Genomic DNA, 23,838 nt, shown 5'->3' with positions numbered 1-23,838 from the left:
GGAGGAATTCAAGTGTGGGATGGCATTATTATTGGCGGGGGTTTAGCCGGCCTTTTAGCAGGAATACGGGCTGCTGAAAGAGGCAAAAAGGTATTGATTGTTTCTGAAGGGGTTGGAAGCTTGACCTATAGTTCCGGCGTAATCGATTTGGGGGATGTAGAGAGACTCATGAATCAGAAAAGTCATCCTTATGCTTTATTGGGAGAAAAGGTGGTTCGCAGCGCTGCAGAATATTTTCAAACTCTCTTTCCGGATTATTCAGGAAATTGGAGGGAGCCGCAGTTTGTTTTGACCCCTTTGGGAACCCCCAGAAAGGCGGGACTTATTCCTCGCGGGTTGAACACCCAAGCTCTCACGGAAACTCATAAAATTATCCTAATGGCTCTTGAAGGAATGAAGGACTTTTTCCCGGAGGTTGCCAGAAGTAACTTGTTAAAGGCTTATCCTCAAGCAGAGGTAGTGCTGCATCCCTTTCGAGTAGAGGGATTTGAAGCCTGGTATACTCTCGGAAAATCAATCACAGGGATGGACTGTGGGAAGTATTGGCGTACTGCTTCCGGGATCGAGACTCTGAAGGGTGTCTGGAAGTCCCTGGACTCATTTGAACCGGACAAAGCAGTGGTTATTTTTCCGGGACTGACAAGTGTATTTTCCCAACTATTAAGAGAGGTTCAGTTCAATTTGCCCTTTTCGGTGATAGAAATGACTGCCTTCCCGCCGTCTGCCGGCGGACATTATCTTTACCGGGGGTTAGTCGAAAAATTTAAGGCTTTAGGTGGAGAATTACTAGTGGGCTCAGGTGTCAAGAAGGTTGAGCTTAAGGGTAAGCAGTGTCATAAAATTATTGTGAACAGTAAAGGGAAGGATTCGGAGTTTTCCGCTCGTGTTTTTGTGCTGGCCACTGGTGGGATATTTGGGGGGGGGATTGAGGTGACCCTTGAAGCAGCTAAAGAGATGGTGTTTGGGTTGCCGCCATTTGTGCCATCAGGATGGACAAATTCAGAGTTTTTAGGAGAACAGCCTTATGCCCGGATGGGGGTTGAAACCGATAATCAGCTGCGGCCCATTGATTTCGCTTCTAAAGAAGTCCTTTTAGAAAATGTTCGGGTTATCGGTCGTATGCTGGCCCATTGGGATCCGTGGGTGGAGCACTGCGGAGGAGGAGTCTCTCTGGCCTCAGGATGGTTCGCGGGAGAGCAGATATAGAAAGGATGCAGGTTAAAATGGAAAAACTGGATTCCGTTAAAAATCTAGATGCCTGTATTAAGTGCAGCGCCTGTACCTCCCAATGCCCTGTGGCGACGGTGCAGCCCCTTTTTTCAGGGCCCAAAAGTGTGGGGCCTGATGCAGAGCGTTTCCGGCTGGAGGGTATTGACATAGATCCCCAGTGTTTGAGCTACTGCTCGAATTGCAAAACCTGTGAAGTGACCTGCCCTTCCGGAGTTAAAATTACAGAAATTATTTTAAGAGCGCGAGAGAAGGCCTCTTTGGCCGGTCAAAAAAGCGGGACAACCCGACTGCAGGTTCGTGACCTTGTTTTAGGCAGAGCAGAGTACCTAGGACGCCTAGGAACGATCTGGCCGGGGCTTACTAATGGCTTACTAAAAGTATCTGGAGTGAGAGTCTTAATGGAGCAAACTCTGGGAATTAGTCGAAGGGCCCCGTTGCCGCCGTATCAGGCAAAATTTAAAGGGATAAGGAATAATAAGCTCGTGCCAAACCATAGGCTATCAAAAGCAGTGGTTTTCTTTCCCGGGTGTTTTATTAACTACAATGACAGTTTGACAGGGCAGGCCGTGATTAAAGTCTTAGAACACAATGGGTATGATGTGATCATACCTAACTTTCATTGTTGTGGAGTGCCTCTGCAGGCTAATGGTAAGTTTAACGAAGCTAGGGGAAATGCCAAAAAAAACTTGGCTCTCATGAATCCGTATTTGCAATCAGGGGTACCTGTTATTACTGGCTGTACGAGCTGCGGCTTAGCGTTAAAGGAGGAATATCCTAATTTAGAGGTTTCAGGGTCAGAACTCATAGGCCGTCAAGCTTATGATCTTTTTGAGTTTTTGTGGCTGCTGCACGAGGAAGGAGGATTAAAGCAAGACTTTCAAGAGATTCCTGTGTCCCTGGGCTATCATGCTCCCTGTCATTTGAAGGCGCAAGGAATTGGAACCCCCGTTGTTCGCCTATTGCGTTTGATTCCGGGGGTACGGGTGTTGGATTTAGACACTGGATGTTGTGGTTTATCCGGCAGTTATGGATACAAACAGGAGAAGTATGATATAGCCAGGCAAATTGGAGAACCTTTGTTTCGGCGAGTTCAAGTGGGTGTTCGTATTGGGGAGTTTCAAAGTATGGCAACGGAATGTGGAGGATGCCAGGTTCAAATCGAGCATGGTTCGGGGATTGCAACGAAGCATCCGATTTGGGTGTTTATGCAAGCTTATGGATTGGATTAAGCCCGGAACCTTTATAGACTGAGAATGGGTATTAATGGTGAAAGGAAAGATTCAGTCGCTACCAGCAGAGGCTAAATATTAAAATTAAAGCAACTAAACATAGAGTGTTAATTATCAGAAAATTTTATTAATAATTAAATAAAAGGTTTCCACTCCATATAAGGCTCTATATAATAATCTAATCGAATTCTCTGCTACTTTGCACGCAGGAGTTTGGCATCAAGAAGGCTTTACAGAAAGAGGTGTGATTCATAGGAATGCTTAGAACATCAGGTTATGATCGGGTTCTGCTGAATTTGCGTGTAATGACAGTGGAGTTGGCAGAAGCTGTCCAAAGGCATTTATGTGCTGCGATTGAGGCCTTGGAAAATGGAGGTACAGTGCAGGATTGGCAAACAAGAGATGATGTGATTGATCAACTGCGGGATAACATCGTCAATCAAAGTTTTGATATTATGAGTTTGCAGCAATTAAGAAGCCAAGACTTAAGGTGGATTTTGGGGTTTCAGCGAATGGCTCAGGAACTTGAACGTTCTGCTGATTACGCTTGTGACCTGGCTGAACTGAGCGAGCTAAAGCCAGAGCGTAATTGGCCGGGGGATATTCAAGAGATGGCTAAGCAACTACTCCGGATGATCGAACACACGGTGGAGATCTTAAAGGGGGATAAAGAAATCCTGATGGACTTGGCAGATGAAGACGATGTATTAGATGAAGCTTACGACAATTTTAAGTCAGCCCTAGTTAAAGGGAGTCAAGCCAGATGCCCTGATGGCCAATTAGGTTTATGCCTGGTGATTGCCCGAACCATTGAACGCATGGGGGATCATCTTGTAAATGTGGCTGAAACACTTTTGTACGTCCAAACAGGTAATCGACGACTCGCTGAAGCATGAAGTATAGTATAATTAAGGAATAAGCAGCCATATTAAATGGCTGTTTGCTCTTTAGGCCAAGTACTGCCTGCAAAAAGGGGGAGAAGATTGGAATGCCAAGAACCTATATCTTAGCCTTAGATCAAGGTACTACGAGTTGTCGGGCAATTTTGTTTAACCATGAGAGTAAACCGGTTGGAATTTCACAGAAGGAATTTACTCAATTTTATCCGAAACCAGGGTGGGTGGAGCAAGATGCAGAGGAGATTTGGAGTACACAATACGGGGTTATCGCAGAACTCTTAGCTAAGACAGGAGTCTCCCCCGGGGATATTGCCGGTATTGGGATCACTAATCAAAGAGAGACTACCGTTGTGTGGGATAAAACTACAGGAAAACCGATTTCGCCGGCAATTGTCTGGCAGTGTCGCCGTACAACAGAGATTGTAGAAGATCTGAAAGCTAAAGGATGGGAAGAATTCATCCGCTCGAAGACCGGGTTAGTTTTAGATGCCTATTTTTCAGGAACAAAAGTCAAATGGATATTGGATCAAGTTGAGGGTGCCAGAGAAAAAGCAAATCAGGGAAAGCTTTTGTTCGGCACTATAGATACTTGGCTAATCTGGAAATTGACGAAGGGCCAAGTTCATGTGACGGATTATTCTAACGCTTCTCGAACCTTATTGTTTGATATTTATGACTTAGCCTGGTCTGAGGAAATCCTCGCTGAGCTGGGCATCCCCAAAAGCATGCTCCCGGAAGTTAAGCCCTCAAGTTGGATATACGGGAAAGCGGAAATCAGTCTATTCGGTGATGCTTCAATTCCTATTTCCGGAATAGCCGGCGACCAACAGGCTGCTTTGTTTGGGCAAATGTGTTTTGAACCGGGGATGGCTAAGAATACCTATGGAACGGGCTGTTTTATGCTGATGAACACAGGAGAACGGGCTGTAGCATCCCAAAGTGGCCTGCTTACAACTATAGCTTGGGGATTGAACGGAAAGGTCGAGTATGCTTTGGAGGGCAGTGTTTTTATCGCCGGGGCGGCGATCCAATGGCTGAGAGATGGACTGAAGATGATCGAAAAAGCTCAGGATTCTGAGTATATGGCAAGTACTGTTGAGGATACTGATGGGGTCTATGTAGTACCGGCTTTTACGGGACTTGGCGCCCCACACTGGAATATGCGTGCTCGAGGCGCAATTTTTGGCTTGACTCGGGGAACTGAGCAGGCCCATCTGATCCGAGCAACCTTGGAAGCAATGGCTTATCAGACAAAAGATGTTTTGGGGGCAATGGAAAAGGATGCTCAGATAACCCTTCAGGCATTGAGAGTTGATGGAGGTGCAGTAGCGAATAATTTATTAATGCAGTTCCAAGCAGACCTCTTAGGAGTGAAGGTAGAACGACCTGAAGTTATCGAGACTACTGCCTTGGGAGCGGCATATCTAGCCGGCCTGGGAGTGGGCTTTTGGAAGAATCAAGGGGAAATTTGCTCAAGCTGGAGAATGGATCGTTGTTTTAAACCGGATATGTCAGAGGAGAGGCGAACTAAGCTTTACCGAGGGTGGCAGAAGGCTGTTGAACGAAGTAAGGATTGGGAAGATTAATTTAGTGAAAAGGTTAATGGTCAAGGGCGGTTTTTAAATAGTCATCGTAAATGGACATGGTTTTATGGCAGGAAACTGGATTTATTTAGAGAATGATACAAAATAGGCTAATTAAAGTTCATAAGAGTAGGAACTTTTGGTATACTAATACATATTTATCTGGTACTACAGATGAACTGGAGTCTAGGCTCAGAACATCTTAGCGGGAATCAAGGGACTGATTATAGGGTGAAAAAATTACGGCCCCGAACCCTTGGGTCAAGTGAAAGGGGATTTTGGCATGAATAAAAAGAGTGTAAAAGACGTAGAAGTGCGTGGAAAACGAGTACTTGTTCGAGTGGATTTCAATGTACCGTTAAATGAACAAGGGGAAATTACTAACGATAAACGAATTAAAGCCTCCTTGCCAACGATTTTGTATTTAGTTAGGGAAGGAGCAAGAGTTATTCTTGCTTCCCATCTGGGGCGTCCCAAAGGCCAGGTTAATCCCAAGTATTCTTTAGCACCTGTCGCCAAACACCTTAGTAATTTGTTAGCGCAGGAGGTTGTTTTCGCCAAGGACTGCATTGGGGATTCGGCTATGGAACCAGTCAGTAAGCTGCAAGATGGTCAAGTCCTCTTATTGGAAAATGTCCGCTTCCATGGAGAAGAGGAGAAAAACGACCCTTCCTTTGCCAGGGAGCTAGCCGGGTTGGCCGAGTTGTTTGTTAACGACGCTTTTGGAACGGCACACCGTGCTCACGCTTCAACCGAAGGGGTAACCCACTATATTCCCGCGGTTTGCGGCTTGTTAATGCAAAAGGAAGTTGAATTTATGGGTAACGCTTTAGAACGGCCAGAACGTCCTTTTGTTGCAATCATTGGGGGAGCAAAAGTGAGCGATAAAATTGGAGTCATCGAAAATCTGCTGGAAAAGGTTGATGCTTTAATCATTGGTGGGGGGATGGCTAATACCTTCCTGAAGGCCCAAGGATATAACGTGGGAAAATCCCTTCTCGAAGAGGAAAAGGTAGAATTGGCTAAGCAACTTATTGAGAAGGCAAAGTCTAAAGGAGTCGAACTTGAATTACCGATAGATGTTGTTGCAGCGACTGCTTTCCAAGCCGATGCTGCTCATCGTACAGTAAGGGTCTCGGAAATCCGAGAGGAAGAAATGGCCTTAGACATAGGAGCCGCCACCGCTGAGAAGTTTGAAGCTTGCATTTCGACAGCACGTACCGTGATTTGGAATGGTCCCATGGGGGTTTTTGAAATGGAAGCCTTCGCTAAAGGAACTGAGAAGGTCGCTCAAGCAGTTGCAGCCTGTGGGGGAATCACGATTGTAGGTGGAGGAGATTCTGTGGCAGCTGTGGAAAAGATGAAGGTTGGGGAGCGCATGACTCATATCTCCACAGGGGGTGGAGCTTCACTTGAGTTTTTAGAGGGCAAGATCTTACCGGGTGTTGCTGCATTAGAAGAGGCCTAGGCTTTACAAAAGGAGGTATTAATAGTGGCTAATCGACGAAAGGTTATCGCCGGAAACTGGAAAATGTTTAAAACTGTCAGTGAAGCCGAGGACTATGCCATAAAGTTTTTAGAGGAAGTCAAGGATGTTACAGACCTAGATGTTGTCCTCTGTGCTCCGTTTACGGCTCTCCATGCTCTAAAAAATGAGTTGGAAGAAAGCATTGTCCATCTGGGTGCGCAGAATATGGCTTGGGCGGAAGAGGGCGCCTATACCGGAGAGATATCAGCACGTATGCTGCTTGATGTCGCCTGTACATACGTAATACTCGGTCACTCTGAACGCCGGGAGATGTTTGGAGAAACAGATCAGGACATTGCTAAGAAAGTTCAGCAGGCATTGGCGGTAGGGTTAACTCCTATCTTTTGTTGCGGGGAAAATTTGAAACTTCGTGAAGAGGGGAAGGCAGCCGAGTGGGTCAAAAACCAAGTTGCCAGCGCTCTTTCCGGAATATCCAAAGATGATCTGTTGAGGATAATTGTGGCCTATGAGCCTATTTGGGCGATTGGCACCGGTAAGACCGCATCCAGTCAAGATGCTCAAGAGATGTGTGCTAATATCCGTGCGACTTTGACGGAGCTGATGGGATCGGCCTCTGAGAATGTTCCTATACTCTATGGAGGCAGTGTCAAAGCTGAAAATATTGGGGAACTAATGCAGGAGCCTGATGTAGATGGGGCTTTAGTCGGTGGGGCAAGTCTTGATCCCCTTAGTTTTGCGAAACTTATCAAAAATGCAAGTCCAATGTAGACTTGCGAGGAAGGATATAAAATGGACATCAAACCGGTTTTCCTTATGATTTTAGATGGGTGGGGCTGTCGGGAAACTCATGAGGGAAATGCAATTGCCTCAGCAAATATTCCAAACTTCAAGCGCCTTGAAGGAGAATACCCCTATACTACTCTTCAGGCATCCGGTGAAGCCGTAGGATTGCCAAGCGGACAAATGGGTAATTCCGAAGTAGGTCACCTGAACATCGGGGCAGGGAGGGTGGTGTATCAAGAATTAACTCGAATACATAAAGGGATTCAGGATGGAACCCTATTTAAAAACCCCGTCTTGCTGGAAGCTATGGACAAAGCCCGAGTAAATAATAAGAGACTTCATCTAATGGGTTTACTCTCCAATGGCGGAGTCCATTCTCATATCGATCACTTATTTGCCCTTCTGGAAATGGCTAAGAAACAGGAACTGACGGAGGTCTATATCCATGTAATTCTGGATGGACGAGATGTCTTACCACAAAGTGCCAAAGAATATATTTGCCAGCTGGAAGGGAAGATTAAAGAACTGGGCGTAGGGAAAATAGCGTCAGTCAGCGGTCGTTACTACGTAATGGATCGGGACAAACGTTGGGATCGCTTAGAAAAAGGCTATCAGGCTATAGTCAATGGCGAAGGCAAGCATGCAGCCGGGGCCTTATCTGCTGTGGAGATTTCCTATGACACCCGTGTGACGGATGAGTTTGTAATACCTACAGTGATTGATGAAGCAGGAAATCCAGTGGGCCAGGTTCAAGAAGGGGATAGTGTGATTTTCTATAACTTCCGTTCGGATCGTGCCCGCGAAATAACACATGCTTTTGTTGATGAAGGGTTCTCTGAATTTGAGCGCTCCAATCACCCACAGGTTCACTTCGTTTGTATGACTCAATATGAGGAAACTATCCCGGCACCAGTAGCATTTCCTCAACAAAACTTGGATAATACTTTAGGTGAAGTGCTTTCTGATCAAGGGCTAAAACAATTAAGAATTGCTGAGACAGAAAAATATGCCCATGTCACCTTCTTCTTTAATGGCGGGCTTGAAGAACCCTATCCCAAGGAGGAGCGTATCCTTATTCCATCGCCAAAAGTCGCTACTTATAATCTAAAACCTGAAATGAGTGCTCCAGAATTAACCGAGACGGTACTTGGAAAGCTCAGAGAGTCAACTTATGACGTGATCATCTTAAATTTTGCGAACCCAGATATGGTTGGACATACGGGTGTGTTTGATGCAACTGTCAAAGCGGTAGAGGTGATCGATGAATGTTTAGGTCGGATCTATGATGAACTCCGAAAACATAAGGGATCACTCATCGTGACGGCAGATCATGGAAACGCTGAGGAGAAAGTAGACCCCCAGACAATGTTGCCAATAACCGCTCACTCTACGAACTGTGTGCCCTTCATTCTTGCAGATGAACGGTTCAAAGGACAAGCACTGCGCCAGGGTGGAGCACTATGCGATATAGCTCCGACAATTTTAAAACTACTTCAAATCCCTATACCTAATGAAATGACTGGGAAATCGTTAATGGAATTTTGATTTAGGAAGCAATAATTTGGGCTCCTAATATCCATTAGTTGACCGATAGAATTAAGCATTAGCAGATGTTAAGGTTTAAGTTACTTTAAGCTAGAACTTCTCAGTATGAGATTTCTAATAAAAAAAGGGGGACATTGATCAATGAGTTTTATTACAGATGTTTACGCACGGGAGATTCTGGATTCCCGAGGAAATCCTACAGTAGAAGTTGATGTTGTACTTACGGATGGAATAATAGGTCGCGCAGCAGTTCCTTCAGGTGCATCTACAGGTGCCTTTGAAGCAGTTGAACTTCGGGATGCCGATGAAACCCGTTACATGGGCAAAGGGGTACTAAAAGCAGTCGAAAATGTTAATGTGACTATAGCTCCGGAAGTAGAGGGACTAAATCCATTTGACCAGCCCGGTCTGGATCGTCTGTTAATTGAACTTGATGGAACGGAGAACAAGGGGAAACTGGGGGCTAATGCCATTCTAGGTGTATCCTTAGCAGCTGCTAAAGCAGCAGCAGAGTCATTAGGAATTCCTCTCTATCAATACCTGGGGGGAGTGAACGCCAAAGAACTTCCGGTACCCTTAATGAATATCCTTAACGGTGGCAAACATGCCGATAACAATGTGGATATTCAAGAATTCATGATTATGCCTGTTGGAGCTTCCAGCTTTGCCGAGGCTCTGCGTATGGGAACAGAAGTTTATCACAGTCTTAAGGCGGTTCTCAAGGAAAAATCTCTGGCAACTGCAATAGGAGATGAAGGTGGTTTTGCACCTAGCCTCGAGTCTAATGAAGATGCCTTGTTATGCATAGTTGACGCTATTCAACGGGCCGGATATCAACCTGGCGAAGATGTTGCCTTAGCCCTTGATGTAGCAGCAACCGAACTTTATGAGAATGGAACCTACAACTTAGCCGGTGAAGGGGTTAAGAAAACTTCCGACGAAATGATTGATTACTATGAGGGTTTGATTGAGCGTTATCCGATCCTTTCTATAGAAGACGGCTTGGATGAAGAGGACTGGGAAGGATGGCACAAACTGACTAAGCGCTTAGGAGATAAGGTTCAGCTTATCGGAGATGATTTGTTTGTAACCAACCCCAAACGCCTGGCCCGAGGAATTGAAGAGAAATGTGCCAATTCGATTCTAATTAAACTTAACCAAATCGGAACTTTAACAGAAACTCTGGACGCTATTGAAATGGCCAAAAGAGCCGGTTATACTTCGGTGATTTCCCATCGTTCCGGTGAGACGGAAGATGTCACCTTGGCGCATGTCGCAGTTGCAGTCAATGCCGGCATGATCAAGACAGGAGCTCCGGCACGGACAGAGCGGGTTGCCAAGTACAACGAACTCCTTCGAATTGAGGAGGAACTGGGAGAAAGCGCCGTCTATCGTGGGCGGAAAGCTTTGGCTAGATAGATTGCCCAAGTCGAAGATTTATTGAGTTTTATCTAGGCTTGTGCTAAAATGAGCCTATTGAGCATTTATAAAATCGCAGGGATGTATGAGAAGGGTATCTTAGGGGGTGAGTTATTTTGCAAATTGCATTAATAATTCTTTTAATACTCAGTTCGATAGGGCTGATTGCAGCTGTCTTGCTACAGTCCGGAAGAAGTGCAGGATTATCAGGAGCTATTACTGGTGCCGGAGAAGCTATTTTCGGCAAGAAGAAAGGCATGGACGAATTATTTGCTAAAGTTACAGGTGTTTTAGCAGCAGTCTTTTTGCTGAGTTCTTTAGGTTTAGCCATGGTTTCGTAGTTAAGCTTATAAAGTCAACAAAGAGGGGTACTTCGTATGAGGTGCCCTTCTGTGCTATTTTTTTCTATCCGGTTAATCTAGTTAATTGAATAAGTCCAGTGCAAAAGAATACTGTTAGATATTGTGATTTTCACAGTATTATTATAATATTTTTTTCTTTCTCCAGGTGAAGGTCAAAAAGCTGCGTTAGGGCATAATCTTATGGATTCTCTCGATACCACGACATAATAATCGAACTCATATGATGAATCACGAAAATCGGTTAGGAAGTGTAGTTGATGGAACCACAAAGACGCTTAGTAGAGCCTTTCTTTTTCCCCGGGAATCATGTTGGCTGCTTGCTCATTCATGGTTTTTCCGGCTCTCCTTCAGAAATGCGGCTAATGGGCGAACGCTTAGCCAAGCTTGGCTGGACAATCCTTGGAGTCCAACTTTCAGGTCATGGGACAACTCCGGAACAAATGGCAACAACCGGCTGGGAGGATTGGACTAAAGACGCAGTAGTTGGTGTTAGAAAGCTCAGAGAAACTTGTGATACTGTAATTGGAGTAGGCCTATCAATGGGAGGACTATTGACTCTTTATCTAGGAACTCTTGGTCTAATCGATGGACTTATCAGTATGAATGCTCCCATGATCCTGGCGGATAGGAGAACTCGTTTCGTGCGGCTCATTAGGCCATTTATGAGGTTTGTTGACAAGAATAAACCGTTTTCCTCGAGAGTGAAAAATTTGAATCCCGGAAAAGCGGCAAAGGATCAACCAACTTTGTTAAAAAATGATCCGCCAGCTGAGCGTTTTGTCTATGAACGGGTTCCGGTAGATGCCTTAATTTCATTAAATAGAGGGATACGTCAAGTACGCAATAAACTTCAGACAATTAAATGCCCTTGTTTATTAATGCAAAGCACAAAGGATTTAACCGTTAAACCTGTCAGTGTAGAGATTATTAGGAAGAAAATCAGCCAGGTCAAGCCTGAGGTAATCTATTGGCAAAAATCCGGACATATTTTAACGCTTGGTCAAGAACGCGAAGAGGTTTTTTTAAAGGTTCATGAGTTTCTTCAACAGTTTGATCAGAAGAAATATTAAGTAGAATACGATTGAAGCCGCCTTGAATTAGGTTAAGGAATAATAGTTTGATTATGTCTTATACATAGTTGGCAAGAATAACTATCCTGTGAGGAAAAAGGAAAGTTCTTGAAATGAAAGGAAGCGGGATTAATCAATGATGACAAGAGCAGAAGCATACGCAGAATTAACGAAGTATGTTGATAATAAAAATCTACTAAAACATATGATATCAACAGAAGCAGTCCTTATTCGTTTAGCTAAGCATTTTGATCAAGATCCTGATTTGTGGGGAATGGCCGGCCTGCTCCATGATATTGATTATGAGGATACTAAAGAACAGCCTGAAGTCCATTCTCTAAAAGGAGCGGAAATCTTAGAGAACCTAGGTTTTACCCATGATCTTATCTATGCTGTAAAGGTACACAATGAGAGGCACGGACTACCCCGTAACTCCTTATTAGACAAGGCCCTTTATGCAACAGACCCTATGACAGGGCTGATTGTAGCTGGGGCTCTTATCCGACCGGATAAAAAGCTTTCTGGGGTAGATGTGCCTTTCCTCCTTAAGAAATTCGATCAAAAGGCCTTTGCCAAGGGGGCAAATAGACAGCAGATTCTCAGCTGCAGTGAGCTGGGACTTACGTTAGAGGAGTTTTTAGGATTGGGCTTAGAGGGAATGCAGGGGATTTCGAAGGAATTAGAGCTATAGGATAATTGTTAGGTTCTCATTGCTAAACTTTTTTGTTTTGAGTTATCGGCTAGAGGATGGCTGAAAGTATTAGGTCGCTGATTCTCAGCATTTGGTTATAATAGGAAGTGTGTGTTATACTGAAGTACTTGATGAGAGGAGGATTAATATGCCTTCTGGAGGAATTAAAGTTGTTGCTGAAAATCGTAAGGCTTTCCACGATTATTATATTGAGGATAGAATCGAGGCTGGGATTATTCTCACCGGAACTGAAATTAAATCCATTCGTAATGGACGGGTTAATTTAAAGGATAGCTATGCAAAATTAGACGAGGGTGAAATTTGGGTTCACCAGCTGCATATTAGCCCCTATGAACAGGGAAACCGGTTCAATCACGATCCACTTAGGCCTCGTAAGCTGCTACTTCACCGAGCGGAAATAAGTAAACTAATCGGTAAAATTCAGCAGCAAGGGTTAACCTTGATCCCGATAAAAATTTATTTAAAAAAAGGGATGGCCAAAGTAGAATTGGCTGTTGGCCAAGGGAAGAAAAATTATGATAAACGTCAGGCTCTTGCTGAACGTGAAGGAAAACGTGATATAGAGCGTGCCTTAAGAGATCGGAATAAGAATTATTAGAAATTAACTTGCCTTATTATATAACTGATATAATGTAAATATGGAATGGACAGTAGCTTGTTTGGGATAAAATAAAAAAACGTTAAATCTAAGACTTCAGAAGATTAGTAGTTGCCAAAATGCCTTTTCCATAAAGAAGTAATTATTCCAGGGTTATTCACTTTGCTTTGAACAAAAATGTGGTATACTATGTTTGTAGTTAATTTTTACGGGGGCGTTTTAGACTCGCTCGGGGAAGCGGTGGCAAGAGTTGCGCGTCGAGATTCCACCTGGTCTCGTTAAACGGTGGGCAAAAATAGTTAACGAAAACAATTACGCTCTAGCTGCCTAAGTGCCGCTAGCATTCTGCCTTCAGAACCTACGATGAAGGGTCAGAGTGTCACTTAAGTAGGACGCTCTAATGTCAATGCTCGGAGACATTAGCTAAGATCATCGAGCTAGCCTGAACTGAATCCTTGCCTTTAGGAGTCAAGACTGGCGAAATTTAAATTAAAGGACACACGCGTAGACGCTTTTGTGGTCGTTCTTCGATACAGGGGTGCAAGTCCCCTCGCCTCCACCATTGGTACACCTAACATATCGAATTTGACGATGATCTCCATATCAAGCTTTTTATCACTAGTAAAGTGAACGTTAATAGAGTCCACATATTCCTGAATGACCGCCTTTTGATCTTTTTGATTATGAGATAAAAGGTGGGTTTTTTTATCGTTTAATACTTTTACGATTGCTGCATCATCTATTTCTGGTGTTTTTTGAATAATTTCTACTTGAGCTAACTGAGAAGAAAGAAAAGCTTTCTTTTCGTTGGCTTCTTTTATTTTAGAGGCTAGAGTATTCCGATCCAGCACACCGTCCCCAATTGCATCGATCCAATTATTAATTTTTCCGTCGAGCAAAGCAATTTCTTCTTTAAGCGGAGTGGCATCATCGGCAACTTCGCTTTGCCTTTCTTTATAAAGCTTTTTGACTTTCTCCACTATCTGTTGAACGGCTTCTGGAGAAAAACAAATTTCTATTAATTTCTCGATAACGATTTTTTCAAGAAGTTCCTTTGGAATACCTTTATTTTCACACTTACTTGAGCATTTGTAGTAAGAATACTTCCGGCCGCGGCTAGTGTATGATTCTCCAGATATTTGGCTACCGCATAGAGAACAGAAAAGTAAACTGCTAAGAAGGTAAACTTCTTTTGCTTTCAATCGGGCTTTGTCGCTATTACTTTGTCTTTTTTTCAACTTAGCATTCACCCTTTCCCAAAGTTCTTTTGAAACGATTGCTGGAATAGCTCCTTCAATGACAATCTGCTCTTCAGAAGGTTTTTTTAGGTGGCTGTTTCTCTTGCCTGAGTCATCCTTCGATGAGCTGGCATTCCATACGTAGTCGCCTTTGTATTTTTGGTTTCCTGCCCATGTATCAAAACTCGTAATCTTAAACTCATCGCCGGTGTAAGTCCTGAATCCAGCACGATTTATTTGCCTAGCAATTTCAGCTCTAGTGAAATCAGCGTCAAGCCCTTCAAAGTACATTTGAACAGCCCTATATCTCTTTTCATCGATTTCATACATGCGCGTTTCAGGGTTGACTTGAAGACCATAGGCCGGACGTCCCCCATTATGGACTGCCTTAATTGCGTTTTCATTTAGTCCTTTACGTACTTCTCGGGCAAGGTTTTTGCTGTAATATTCAGCCATTCCTTCTAATACTGATTCAAGAATAACAGACTCTGGCGAATTGTCCAATTGCTCTAAAACGCTTTCTAACCTGATTCCATTAAGTTTTAGCTTTCGTTTGTAATGAGCCGAGTCATATCGGTTTCGTGCAAAACGATCAAGTTTATGGACAACCAACACCTCGAAAGCCCCTAACATACTTTCCTCGAATATGCGCTGGAAGTCAGACCGATTATCCGTTGTAGCACTTTTAGCCTCATCGGCATATCGTTTAACTAATACATAGCCTTTCCTCTTACAATATTCTTCAATGGCCCTATCTTGAGCTGCGATTGATTCCTCGCGTTGATTATCACTGCTGTATCTAGCGTAGGATGCTGCGCGGATAATTCTGGTCACTGTAATTCTCCTTTCTTAGTAAATAGAACATATGTTCCGTTAAAATGGTAAAAAAATATATATGCAAAAAGATTCTGCAAAAAAACAAAGGATTTAGCGATAATATTTCAGCATCTCAACTGGAACATAATTTTTACGAAAAAATTGTTCAAGAGTCTCGCCAGGGCGAATAACTGTAGATTTTAAGAGCAGTTGAACTGCAAACTCATTAGCCTGCCGTTCATATTTATTGGCATTGGAGAGAGAATACTCATCTAGGAAAAAGCGATTTAAACCTCTGTGGAGTCTATCATGTGCTAGTTCATGAGCGCAGATAAAACGCTGCCAATGAGAATTTAGCCTTGAGTTAATAACGATAAATCTGCGCCTGAGTTTACTGTAATAAATGCCACGTGTATGTTCACCAAGATCGGCATACCGGATATGAATACCAAGATGTTCAGCGATTGTGAAAGGACAATTGGTTTTATACTTACGGGTTAAAGTATGTATAAGCTTGTCCATATTTTAATAAGCACCCCTTTATGAAAAACGGCACCTGGAATTATTTCTTGGTGTCGTTCGTGCTGTCAGATTTCTTTTTTCGTTTGTTCATTTGTTTAGCTTCCCAGAAAAGGCCGGTAAGAACATCTTTAATCCGTTGTCGATCCTCACCCTCAATAGGAACTCCATCAAACATTAAATCATCATCATCTTCGAGCATTTTCTTAAAATCTCGTTTATCTTTAGCTGTTGCCCATGAGGGAACGATCTTACCATTGTCTTGCCCAAGTAAATAATCCGTTGAGACTATGAAAAACTCAGCCAGTTTTCTTAAAGTGCTGTGATCTGGTTCTCTTTTCCCTGCCTCGTAGTTACTATACGCTTGCCGCGTAATTCCTAACATATCAGCCATATCTTGATGTGTTAAACCCTTTGAAGTTCTTAGCGTACAAAGTCTGTCAGGAAACATCTTCTAGGCCTCCTGTAATATTATTGCTTTTAATTCATTATAATGGCAACTTTATGTTGCGTAAAGACTTAGCAACAAATTGTTGCCATAAATATTTACAGCAACGTTATGTTGCTATATAATGAAGGCACAGCAACTTAGTGTTGCTAGGAATTTACAGACGGATGTGGTGATGATGACTCGATTCTGGCTAGCGAACATACGCATAAATGCTGATATGACGCATGAAGAGGTCGCAAAAATGGTTGGAGTAAAAAGGCAATATTATAGCATGATTGAGAACGGTGAAAGAACGCCTAGCGTAAAAGTTGCTCAAAGAATTGGAGAAGTGTTGAACTTTAAATGGACTCTTTTTTTTGAGGAAAATAGCAACAAAGCGAAGCGTTACGAATCCGACGAAAATGAATTCCACGAGAGGAGGAAGGGAGAATGCCACGTAAGCCCCAGGTAATCACAGTTAATCTTACGGTCAGTTATATCCCACACCCTAACCCAGAAAGAGGAATCAATTTGTTAGCCGGATTGGTTCTTAAACAACTGCTTAAAGAGGATGCCGAGAGAGGGGAAAATAAGGGCAATATGTGATTAATTCATAATGCCATCTATTTGAATAGGTCATCCGGGGAAAGTAGGGAAAACAATTTATTAAGGAGGTGATGCCATGTCGTATACGATCATCCAGAAGCGGGGATATGTAGAGCTCTGGATAGACGGAAAGTTTGCTGGAAGTTTTGATTCCGAGGAAGAGGCGAAGGAAGAAGTCGATGTTGCATAAAGGAGGGAGGTACTTTGAGTGAAGCAATTGGGTTAACTCCACTCTGTAAGTGTGGACAAGCCATGATGTTTCCGGTAGGTAAAACAGGAGCTAGGTGTCCAATTGATGGATGTGGGATGAGGTGGGAGCGTGGGCCAGAAGGATACTGGGCAACAGGACTATTCACAATTACATTTACCCCAATTATCACTGAGCAGCCCAAGCGAAAGTTAAATCACTATCAAAAGTATATGCGATGGAGGGACAATACAAAGGGAAGAAGGCTCAATAATGACCTGTGAACGCTTTTTCAAACATCTAGAAACATGCGGGGGATGCACAGGGCAGCGTGATAAGACAAAATGCCAATTTGCAATAGTATGCGCCTACGTCGAAAAACTCTTTAGAAAAGGAGTGATCAAAAGTTCGAAGGATTTTTGTTATCGCATTAATGGCAGCGATCTTATGTTTAACACCATCGAACGCTATTTGTCCAGAGCTGCCGCAATCAATCAAACAGTCTCCGCCGGTATTGGTCTCCGTAAAGCCAATTAGCCGAGGAACAACTACAAAACATGAACGACGAATTATGATCGTCACGGCCTACACGGCCAATGACAGAGGAAGGGACGGCAAAGGAATCACAGCCAGCGGTGAACCGGTCAAAGAGGGTTGGACGATAGCTGCCGATCCGAGCTTACCCTTCGGAACCAAGATCTATATCCCAAAGCTTGAACATACCTACACGGTCACGGATCGGGGCGGCGCAATACGAGGGAATAGGCTAGACCTTTACATGGAGAAACGGAGTGATGCTATAGAGTTCGGAATATGGGAATTGGAAGTTTGGATTGAAAATTAAAGGTGGAGGGATGAAATGAAACAACTCACAGCAGGTCAACTTTTAGATATTCAGGGCCTGGCCAAAAACCATAACCATTTAGTGTCCCAGGCAAGTATAGATTTCCACGGGAATGGACTTATGCGAGTTACGATCATCTCAACGTTAGATGCCGACCAGGAGGATCTTAATGGAGTCCTAGAGGATATGTTCCCAGGCATGGAATACCGAGGCAATGTCGGCGTTGAGATTGTTGGTGGAGAACCGAGTGAATTCCATTTTATTGACTATAACGGTGAAACACTCATAAATCTTTGCATGAAAAAAGCTCCCGTTGGCGCGGAAGCTCAAAAAGAAGTTAACCACTTTGATTGTAGCACAGAACTTCAAGAATTTGAATCGTTGGGAAGTGGAATGAAATGAACAAGATAACGCTCTCTAAGATGGAGCTCCGGAACTTCAAGGGTATAAAAGAGTTTACCCTCGATATAAACGGGCAAAATGCCACTGTTTTTGGTGAGAACGGGGCAGGAAAGACGACTTTGTATGATGCCTTTTTGTGGGCGCTATTTAATAAGGATTCTGCTAACCGTGCTGACTTCTCAGTAAAGCCCCAAGATAAGAACGGTAACGATATTAATTATCTTGAGACAGAAGTTGTGCTGCATCTATTCATTAACGGCAAGCCTAAAATTCTCAGGAAGATGCTCGAAGAGGTTTGGACAAAAAAACGCGGTGAATCCACGAAGGAATTTACAGGGCATCAAACCTCTTATTGGATTGACACTGTACCTGTTAAAAAGAAGGAGTATACCGATCAAATCAACGCTATCATCGACGAAAATGTCTTCAAGCTCCTGACGAATCCGTTTTACTTTTGCACCCAGCTCAAGTGGGAGGATCGGCGTAAAACACTTATGGAGATCTGCGGGAACGTCACGGATCAGGATGTAATTGACTCAAGTGATGACCTAGCACCATTGCAGGACATCTTAGACGGAAAATCGATAGATTCTCAAAAGAAGATTATTGCCGAAGGTGTTAAGAAGCTTAACAAAGATATTGAGTCAATACCAATTAAGATAAACGAACTTTCACGGACGCTGCTAAGTGAAGATGTTAATTATTTAGCAGTCGAAGAAAGGTTGCTCGAACATAAAGCAGTCCTCAGGAAGATCGAGAAAAGCATGTTAGATGCCAGTCAGGCAGCGGATGAATACCGCCAGAAGCAGCAGGAATTATTCAAGCTTGATACGGCCATTTGGGCAAGAAAAAAAGAATTAGACACAGAAGCCTTGGCCGGATCTAAACGGCTCACTGACGAGAAGATGCAGCTTGAGAATGAAAAGTACCGGCTTGAGACCACAAGTTATTCCCTTAAGGAATTGATCGAAAGTTCTTCAAGTGAAATAGAAAGGGTATCTAAAAATATGGCTGACCTCCGGACGAAATGGAATGAGGTAAGCTCGAAAGGCTTTGAAGAGCCTGACCCCAGCAACTTTATTTGTCCTACATGCAGGAGGGAGCTGCCAGAGGATGACATTGGGCAACAGATCTATGAGATGCGCGAGGCCTTTAATACTACTAAGCAAAATGAATTTACTAAGATTAATACAGAAGGGAAGACCCTTAAGGCCCGAAAAGAAAAGCTTGAGGCAGATACTGCGAAGTTCGGCGAAGAGCTTTTGCAAAAAGAAGCAAAGCTTCAGGAAATAGCTGAACGCTTGGCCGAGATTGATAAAGAACTCAAAGACATGGAGGGCCTTACTGGCACAGTTAATTATCATGCCGATACCGAATATACAAGTCTTTTGTCTCGGCAGCAAGTAATTAAAGACGAGCTGGACAAGCCGGTCGAAGACACGACCGCCGAACTCCTCAAGCAAAAGAATGAGGTCGCAGAACAGATTAATTCGCTCAATAAGATTCTGAATAACCGAGATGTACAGATTAAGACTCAAGAACGGATCGAAGAGCTCAAGGACGAAGAGCGAACCCTTGCAGCCCATCTGAGTGAGCTTGAGAGGCAGAAATTCTTATTCGAGCGATTTATCAAGGCCAAAGTTAATTTACTGGAAGGCAACCTCAATAGTCGGTTCAAGATGGTCAAGTGGAAGCTCTTTGATGACCAAATTAATGGCGGCGTAAAGGAAATGTGCGAGGCTATGGTGGATGGGGTAACGTGGTCAGATGTGAACCACGCAGGGAAGGTTAATGCCGGTCTGGATTGTATCAACGTACTCGCATCCCAATACGGTTCTACAGCCCCAATTTTTATCGACTTCCGCGAGTCGGTGTCCCGAATTATTGAAACCGAGAGCCAAGTTATCAACCTCTTCAAGAGTGAACTGGATAAGGTTCTTAGAGTGGAGGTTGCTGAATGAACGGTAAAGAGATTCGCGTTTCTTCAAAGTATGTTAAAAACCTAGGAAACCATCAATCGTTTACTGCCGAGGCGGGAGTCACCGCTGAAATTGTGCCTTGGTAATTCTGTAGAAGATGCCTACAAGGAGGCATGGGACCTTGTCAAGGCACAAATAACAGAACAAATTGCAAATCTGAAAAGCAATAAGGAGGTTAAATAAACATGGCCAACATTACAGTTAAACCAATGGACAAACTTAAGGCTGTCTTAAACGTCGATAGCGTCAAGGAACAGTTTAAAAACGCACTCAATGAGAATTCCGGGGCTTTCCTGGCCTCAATCATTGATCTATATGGTAGTGATACCTACTTGCAAAAATGCGATCCTCAGACCGTTATTATGGAGTGCCTAAAGGCAGCAACACTTAAGCTTCCTATCAACAAACAGCTTGGCTTTGCTTATGTTGTTCCCTATAAATCAAAGGGTGTTTACATCCCTCAGTTCCAACTTGGATACAAAGGATACATCCAGCTCGCCATGAGGACTGGCCAATATAAGTTCTTGAATGCTGGTGTTTTATTAGAAGGCGTAAAAATTAAGCAGAACATTCTCACGGGAGAAGTTGAATTTACTGGTGAGCCGACCAGCACAAAGGCCCAGGGATACTTTGCCTATATGCAGCTCACTAATGGCTTTACCAAAACAGTGTACATGACAGCAGATGAAGTACTTGCGCATGCGAAACGCTACAGCAAAAGCTTCAGCTATGATTCATCGGCCTGGAAATCGAATTTTGATGAGATGGCCATCAAGACAGCTATGCGAAAGCTCTTGTCCCACTATGGATTTTTGTCCACTGAAATGGCTACAGCTTTGACCTCTGACAAAGATGAGGATGCAGAAAGTCGTGCTGCTAACGAAATAGCCCAAGAGGCGAATCAAGAGGTTGTTGATATTGATGCCGAACCAGCAGCGGGGCCTGAGGTTCCTCCCGCTCCAGAGTCTCAAAATGACAAGGTAGAGCACCAATCTACAGGGCCGGACTTCTAATATGAAACTTAAAATAATCGGCTCATCAAGCAAAGGGAACTGTTACATTTTAGAAACACCAACGGGGAGCCTGCTCTTGGATGCAGGCGTCCCCTTCAAAGAGATACAAAAGGGACTTAATTTTAATCTGTTCAATGTGCGCGGAGCTTTAATTACTCATGAACATATGGATCACGCAAAGTCAGTCAAGGAGCTTACTAAGTTCGGAGTAAACACCTTTTTAAGTAAGGGGACAGCCGATAAGTTGGGAATTGAAAGTCATCGTCTTGGAGTAGTAAGGGCAGGGGAGCAATTCCCTATAACAAGGGACTTTACAGTCCTGCCATTCCGAACTGAACATGATTGTGCTGAACCGTTAGGATATCTCATACAATATTGGCCGACCGGTGAAAAGCTGCTTTTTGCCACAGACACCTATTACATCCGGAACAGATTCAGGGACCTAAATTACATTCTTGTTGAGTGCAACTATTGCCGAGATATCCTTGAGGAAAATATTGAGGCCGGGCGGATCCCGGAATCATTAAAGAACCGGCTGATCGAGAGCCACTTTAGCCTAGACAATGTAAAGGATTTCTTGCAAGCAAATGACCTAACAAAGGTTCGGAAAATCGTTTTGATTCACCTTTCTGATGGCAATTCAGATGCATTTAGGATGGTTCGAGGGATTCGGGAATTAACGGGCAAGGACGTTGAGGTCGCGGAGCCAGGGAAGGTTATTGAGTTGGAAATGTGTCCGTTTTAGAGGAGGCTTATGAAACTGATGAGACATCTACTTTGGGGCCTATTTGCCCGTAAGCGCAAGATCTGCATGGACTGTCGCCACACGACCTACAGGCCGGTGAAAATTCATTTAAGAATTGGCCTTGCTGATTGCTGGAAAGAAGAGCATTGCCCGGATTGCGGGAGCATGCTTTTGGTTGAGGTTTAAGGAGGAGATTAAGAGTGGCCAGGGCACGAAACATTAAACCAAGCTTTTTTGCAAACGACCAATTAGGGGAGCTGCCGCCTCTGGCCCGCCTCCTATTTATCGGACTATGGGGACTAGCTGACCGTAAGGGTAAGCTCGAAGATCGGCCTAAGCGGATTAAAGCTGAAGTTTTGCCCTATGACGATTGCAACGTTGATGAACTCCTTAACCTATTAGATCCGGAGTTTATAGTTCGCTATACAGTTGATGGGATTTCATGCATTCAGATTGTTAATTTTTCGAAACATCAGAAACCACACCCTAAAGAGGGTGAGTCTGATTTGCCAAATATGCCCGAAAATGGCCAAGCCGTAAATAGGTATGAACGAGCCGTGAAAATAAACGGCAAGGACGAACCTAAAAATTTAAAGGTATTTACTAGCCGTGAAAAAGTTATGACGAGCCCGGCGGAATCCCTCTTATTGAATGTTGAATCCCCTATATTGAATGTTGATTGTTGTTTCCCTCATAACGAAGCCGAGAATGACGACAACAACGGAAGTAAGGAAATTAGGCAGAGCGTGAACGAACCCGAGGAAACTGTGTCTGAAACCCCTAAAAACGTGAACAATTTGAGCGAAATCGTATCCTTGGCCATTGGTACCCGGGCAGTCAATTGGGCAGAAAAGAACTGGGGGCGTTTAATCCCCAAAGGTGAGACTGACATGATTATGGCCTATTGTGATGAGTTTTTCACTCGGGGAAGTCCGGATCCGGACGCGGTTGTAATCGAAGCCCTTAAGTGTTGCCTTGATGCTAATGCACGAAATATGCACTATCTGAGGGGCGTACTCAAAGACTGGCGTGAATCTGGAATCTTGACCGTTGATCAGGTTCATGCTCGAGAGGCTGAGCGTAATCGCCAAAAAGACTACAAACGCAATAGAGACCCAGGGGACAAGACTCCTGAGCCGCCAAAGCCGGGGAAATACGATGCATTTTACCTGTAAAAATAAGAATTGGAGGGAAAGAGATGGGTTACGAAAAATCACCTCGAGTTCGAGAAATAGCTGAGGCATTAATTGATGATCATCACCCACATCTCAAGGATGCCAAGGAACTTATAGAGTATTACGTTCGGGATGACAGCGGTGTTGACTGGACAGGCAAATGCAAGAAGTGTACAAGCTTTGAGCGATTCCTAACAGGCAAGATGTTCCACATTTTTATTATTGAGCTAGCATTTGAGGCGTGGCAAATAGAAAAGCTTAAAGCCCTGCTCGACCATGAGCTCTGCCATATTCAAAGAAAAACAGGCATGGAAGTCATCAATCCTTCAACCGGTAAGATCATCAGAAAAGAATGGGCCAAGAAAGATGATCCGGACAATTGGTATCTTCGCGAACATGACGTAGAAGAGTTTTCCGACGTCATCCACCGGCACGGGCTTTGGGAACACGGGATTGAGAAGTTTGCTGAGGCCGTTAGAGAAGCCGAGTATCAAATGACGATCTACGATGCTGAGCACGAACAGGAGTTGAAAAGAGCGCAATGACAAACAGTCGAGAAAAGGGTGCAGCCGGTGAGCGCGAGTTTGCTCGGCTCTGTAGGGATCAAGGATATGATTGCAGACGTGGCCAGCAATTTAGTGGGCTCGAAGGAGACGATGTCGTTGGCCTCCCGGGGATCCACATCGAATGTAAAAGAGTCGAAGCCCTCAATATCGAAAAAGCCATGATTCAAAGTCGAAGGGATGCCAAAGAGGGTGAAATGCCCATTGTGGCATTTAGACGAGACCGGGAACGTTGGAAAGTCTGCATGGATGCTGAGGATTGGTTCGCGATTTATCGAGAGTGGGAAGCTGGTCAGGATTTGGCAAGGAGGGAAAAGAATGTGTCAATGCCGCAAATGTAAAGCTGGCGCTTGTCAGTGCAAAGATTGTGTGGAAAAGGATAAATGCAAATATGTGTATACG

27 protein-coding genes, 1 other RNA gene and 1 pseudogene are annotated in these 23,838 nt (G+C 43.8%); 26 read left to right on the top strand and 3 right to left on the bottom strand.

Features of this window, described 5'->3' with window-relative positions; translation table 11 throughout:
* Nucleotides 1-12: 12 nt before the first annotated feature.
* The 13 genes from glpB to ssrA all read left to right on the top strand — a co-directional run bounded on the left by glpB (nucleotide 13) and on the right by ssrA (nucleotide 13,481).
* A complete protein-coding gene (glpB, locus tag DESMER_RS21685; RefSeq protein ID WP_014905214.1) occupies nucleotides 13-1,206 on the top strand; it encodes an anaerobic glycerol-3-phosphate dehydrogenase subunit GlpB in 1,194 nt (397 codons plus the stop codon).
* Nucleotides 1,207-1,223: 17 nt separating this feature from the next.
* A complete protein-coding gene (locus tag DESMER_RS21680; RefSeq protein WP_014905213.1) occupies nucleotides 1,224-2,459 on the top strand; it encodes an anaerobic glycerol-3-phosphate dehydrogenase subunit C in 1,236 nt (411 codons plus the stop codon).
* Between the two features lie 257 nt (nucleotides 2,460-2,716).
* Entirely contained in the window at nucleotides 2,717-3,355 is a 639-nt protein-coding gene (locus tag DESMER_RS21675; RefSeq protein ID WP_014905212.1) for a phosphate signaling complex PhoU family protein, read from the top strand.
* A gap of 92 nt (nucleotides 3,356-3,447) precedes the next feature.
* Nucleotides 3,448-4,944 carry a glycerol kinase GlpK gene (gene glpK, locus DESMER_RS21670; RefSeq protein WP_014905211.1) on the top strand — a complete coding sequence of 499 codons (1,497 nt, stop codon included), beginning with the start codon at nucleotides 3,448-3,450 and terminating at the stop codon, nucleotides 4,942-4,944.
* A gap of 280 nt (nucleotides 4,945-5,224) precedes the next feature.
* Nucleotides 5,225-6,409: a phosphoglycerate kinase gene (locus DESMER_RS21665; RefSeq protein WP_014905210.1), complete on the top strand. Its 1,185-nt coding sequence runs from the start codon at nucleotides 5,225-5,227 to the stop codon at nucleotides 6,407-6,409.
* Nucleotides 6,410-6,433: 24 nt separating this feature from the next.
* A complete protein-coding gene (gene tpiA, locus DESMER_RS21660; protein WP_014905209.1) occupies nucleotides 6,434-7,198 on the top strand; it encodes a triose-phosphate isomerase in 765 nt (254 codons plus the stop codon).
* 21 nt (nucleotides 7,199-7,219) lie between these two features.
* On the top strand, nucleotides 7,220-8,758 hold the full coding sequence (gene gpmI, locus DESMER_RS21655) for a 2,3-bisphosphoglycerate-independent phosphoglycerate mutase (RefSeq protein ID WP_014905208.1): 1,539 nt from the start codon (nucleotides 7,220-7,222) through the stop codon (nucleotides 8,756-8,758).
* A 141-nt stretch (nucleotides 8,759-8,899) separates the two neighbouring features.
* Entirely contained in the window at nucleotides 8,900-10,177 is a 1,278-nt protein-coding gene (gene eno, locus DESMER_RS21650; protein WP_014905207.1) for a phosphopyruvate hydratase, read from the top strand.
* 116 nt (nucleotides 10,178-10,293) lie between these two features.
* Complete coding sequence (gene secG, locus DESMER_RS21645) at nucleotides 10,294-10,518, top strand: preprotein translocase subunit SecG (protein ID WP_014905206.1); 225 nt, start codon at nucleotides 10,294-10,296, stop codon at nucleotides 10,516-10,518.
* Between the two features lie 278 nt (nucleotides 10,519-10,796).
* On the top strand, nucleotides 10,797-11,609 hold the full coding sequence (locus DESMER_RS21640; protein WP_014905205.1) for an alpha/beta hydrolase: 813 nt from the start codon (nucleotides 10,797-10,799) through the stop codon (nucleotides 11,607-11,609).
* Nucleotides 11,610-11,748: 139 nt separating this feature from the next.
* Nucleotides 11,749-12,300, top strand: a complete 552-nt coding sequence (locus tag DESMER_RS21635; RefSeq protein WP_042334882.1) for an HDIG domain-containing metalloprotein — start codon at nucleotides 11,749-11,751, stop codon at nucleotides 12,298-12,300.
* Between the two features lie 148 nt (nucleotides 12,301-12,448).
* Nucleotides 12,449-12,919 carry an SsrA-binding protein SmpB gene (gene smpB / locus DESMER_RS21630; RefSeq protein ID WP_014905203.1) on the top strand — a complete coding sequence of 157 codons (471 nt, stop codon included), beginning with the start codon at nucleotides 12,449-12,451 and terminating at the stop codon, nucleotides 12,917-12,919.
* 210 nt (nucleotides 12,920-13,129) lie between these two features.
* Nucleotides 13,130-13,481: a transfer-messenger RNA gene (gene ssrA, locus DESMER_RS23320) on the top strand.
* Between the two features lie 517 nt (nucleotides 13,482-13,998).
* Here ssrA and DESMER_RS25000 read toward each other — a convergent pair.
* The 3 genes and pseudogenes from DESMER_RS25000 to DESMER_RS21615 all read right to left on the bottom strand — a co-directional run.
* Nucleotides 13,999-14,991, bottom strand: a pseudogene (locus DESMER_RS25000) (recombinase family protein); the annotation flags it as partial.
* 93 nt (nucleotides 14,992-15,084) lie between these two features.
* The gene (locus DESMER_RS21620; RefSeq protein ID WP_014905201.1) at nucleotides 15,085-15,495 is read right to left on the bottom strand and encodes an ImmA/IrrE family metallo-endopeptidase; all 411 of its coding nucleotides are present in this window, start codon (nucleotides 15,493-15,495) and stop codon (nucleotides 15,085-15,087) included.
* Nucleotides 15,496-15,535: 40 nt separating this feature from the next.
* Nucleotides 15,536-15,943, bottom strand: a complete 408-nt coding sequence (locus DESMER_RS21615; protein ID WP_014905200.1) for a helix-turn-helix domain-containing protein — start codon at nucleotides 15,941-15,943, stop codon at nucleotides 15,536-15,538.
* 121 nt (nucleotides 15,944-16,064) lie between these two features.
* On the opposite strand from DESMER_RS21615, the gene DESMER_RS21610 reads away from it, so the two are divergent.
* From DESMER_RS21610 to DESMER_RS21560, 13 genes are all read left to right on the top strand, one after another.
* Nucleotides 16,065-16,394 (top strand): helix-turn-helix transcriptional regulator, encoded by a 330-nt coding sequence (locus tag DESMER_RS21610; protein WP_014905199.1) that lies wholly within the window; start codon nucleotides 16,065-16,067, stop codon nucleotides 16,392-16,394.
* Nucleotides 16,373-16,528 (top strand): hypothetical protein, encoded by a 156-nt coding sequence (locus DESMER_RS24090; RefSeq protein ID WP_014905198.1) that lies wholly within the window; start codon nucleotides 16,373-16,375, stop codon nucleotides 16,526-16,528. The genes DESMER_RS21610 and DESMER_RS24090 overlap by 22 nt, the downstream gene beginning before the upstream one ends.
* A 204-nt stretch (nucleotides 16,529-16,732) precedes the next feature.
* The gene (locus DESMER_RS21605) at nucleotides 16,733-16,999 is read left to right on the top strand and encodes a hypothetical protein (RefSeq protein WP_014905196.1); all 267 of its coding nucleotides are present in this window, start codon (nucleotides 16,733-16,735) and stop codon (nucleotides 16,997-16,999) included.
* Nucleotides 16,989-17,252, top strand: a complete 264-nt coding sequence (locus DESMER_RS21600; protein ID WP_014905195.1) for a hypothetical protein — start codon at nucleotides 16,989-16,991, stop codon at nucleotides 17,250-17,252. Before DESMER_RS21605 ends, DESMER_RS21600 begins: the two co-directional genes overlap by 11 nt.
* A 34-nt stretch (nucleotides 17,253-17,286) precedes the next feature.
* Nucleotides 17,287-17,559, top strand: a complete 273-nt coding sequence (locus DESMER_RS21595; RefSeq protein WP_242831021.1) for a 3D domain-containing protein — start codon at nucleotides 17,287-17,289, stop codon at nucleotides 17,557-17,559.
* Nucleotides 17,560-17,574: 15 nt separating this feature from the next.
* Nucleotides 17,575-17,961, top strand: coding sequence for a hypothetical protein (locus tag DESMER_RS21590; RefSeq protein ID WP_014905193.1), 387 nt, complete (start codon nucleotides 17,575-17,577; stop codon nucleotides 17,959-17,961).
* Nucleotides 17,958-19,922 (top strand): AAA family ATPase, encoded by a 1,965-nt coding sequence (locus tag DESMER_RS21585; RefSeq protein ID WP_014905192.1) that lies wholly within the window; start codon nucleotides 17,958-17,960, stop codon nucleotides 19,920-19,922. Before DESMER_RS21590 ends, DESMER_RS21585 begins: the two co-directional genes overlap by 4 nt.
* Before the next feature lie 203 nt (nucleotides 19,923-20,125).
* Nucleotides 20,126-20,953: a recombinase RecT gene (locus DESMER_RS21580; RefSeq protein ID WP_014905190.1), complete on the top strand. Its 828-nt coding sequence runs from the start codon at nucleotides 20,126-20,128 to the stop codon at nucleotides 20,951-20,953.
* A gap of 1 nt (nucleotide 20,954) precedes the next feature.
* Nucleotides 20,955-21,698, top strand: a complete 744-nt coding sequence (locus tag DESMER_RS21575; RefSeq protein ID WP_014905189.1) for an MBL fold metallo-hydrolase — start codon at nucleotides 20,955-20,957, stop codon at nucleotides 21,696-21,698.
* A gap of 18 nt (nucleotides 21,699-21,716) precedes the next feature.
* A complete protein-coding gene (locus DESMER_RS23850; protein WP_014905188.1) occupies nucleotides 21,717-21,884 on the top strand; it encodes a hypothetical protein in 168 nt (55 codons plus the stop codon).
* Nucleotides 21,885-21,898: 14 nt separating this feature from the next.
* The gene (locus tag DESMER_RS22725; protein ID WP_014905187.1) at nucleotides 21,899-22,873 is read left to right on the top strand and encodes a DnaD domain-containing protein; all 975 of its coding nucleotides are present in this window, start codon (nucleotides 21,899-21,901) and stop codon (nucleotides 22,871-22,873) included.
* 23 nt (nucleotides 22,874-22,896) lie between these two features.
* Nucleotides 22,897-23,418 carry a putative metallopeptidase gene (locus DESMER_RS21565; protein ID WP_014905186.1) on the top strand — a complete coding sequence of 174 codons (522 nt, stop codon included), beginning with the start codon at nucleotides 22,897-22,899 and terminating at the stop codon, nucleotides 23,416-23,418.
* Nucleotides 23,415-23,777 carry a putative PDDEXK endonuclease gene (locus tag DESMER_RS21560; RefSeq protein WP_014905185.1) on the top strand — a complete coding sequence of 121 codons (363 nt, stop codon included), beginning with the start codon at nucleotides 23,415-23,417 and terminating at the stop codon, nucleotides 23,775-23,777. Before DESMER_RS21565 ends, DESMER_RS21560 begins: the two co-directional genes overlap by 4 nt.
* The last annotated feature ends 61 nt before the right edge of the window (nucleotides 23,778-23,838 follow it).

The organism is Desulfosporosinus meridiei DSM 13257 (genome assembly GCF_000231385.2).
GTDB lineage: Bacteria > Bacillota > Desulfitobacteriia > Desulfitobacteriales > Desulfitobacteriaceae > Desulfosporosinus > Desulfosporosinus meridiei.
Note: the sequence above shows the minus strand (reverse complement) of the source record. Positions and strands in the feature narration are given on the sequence as shown.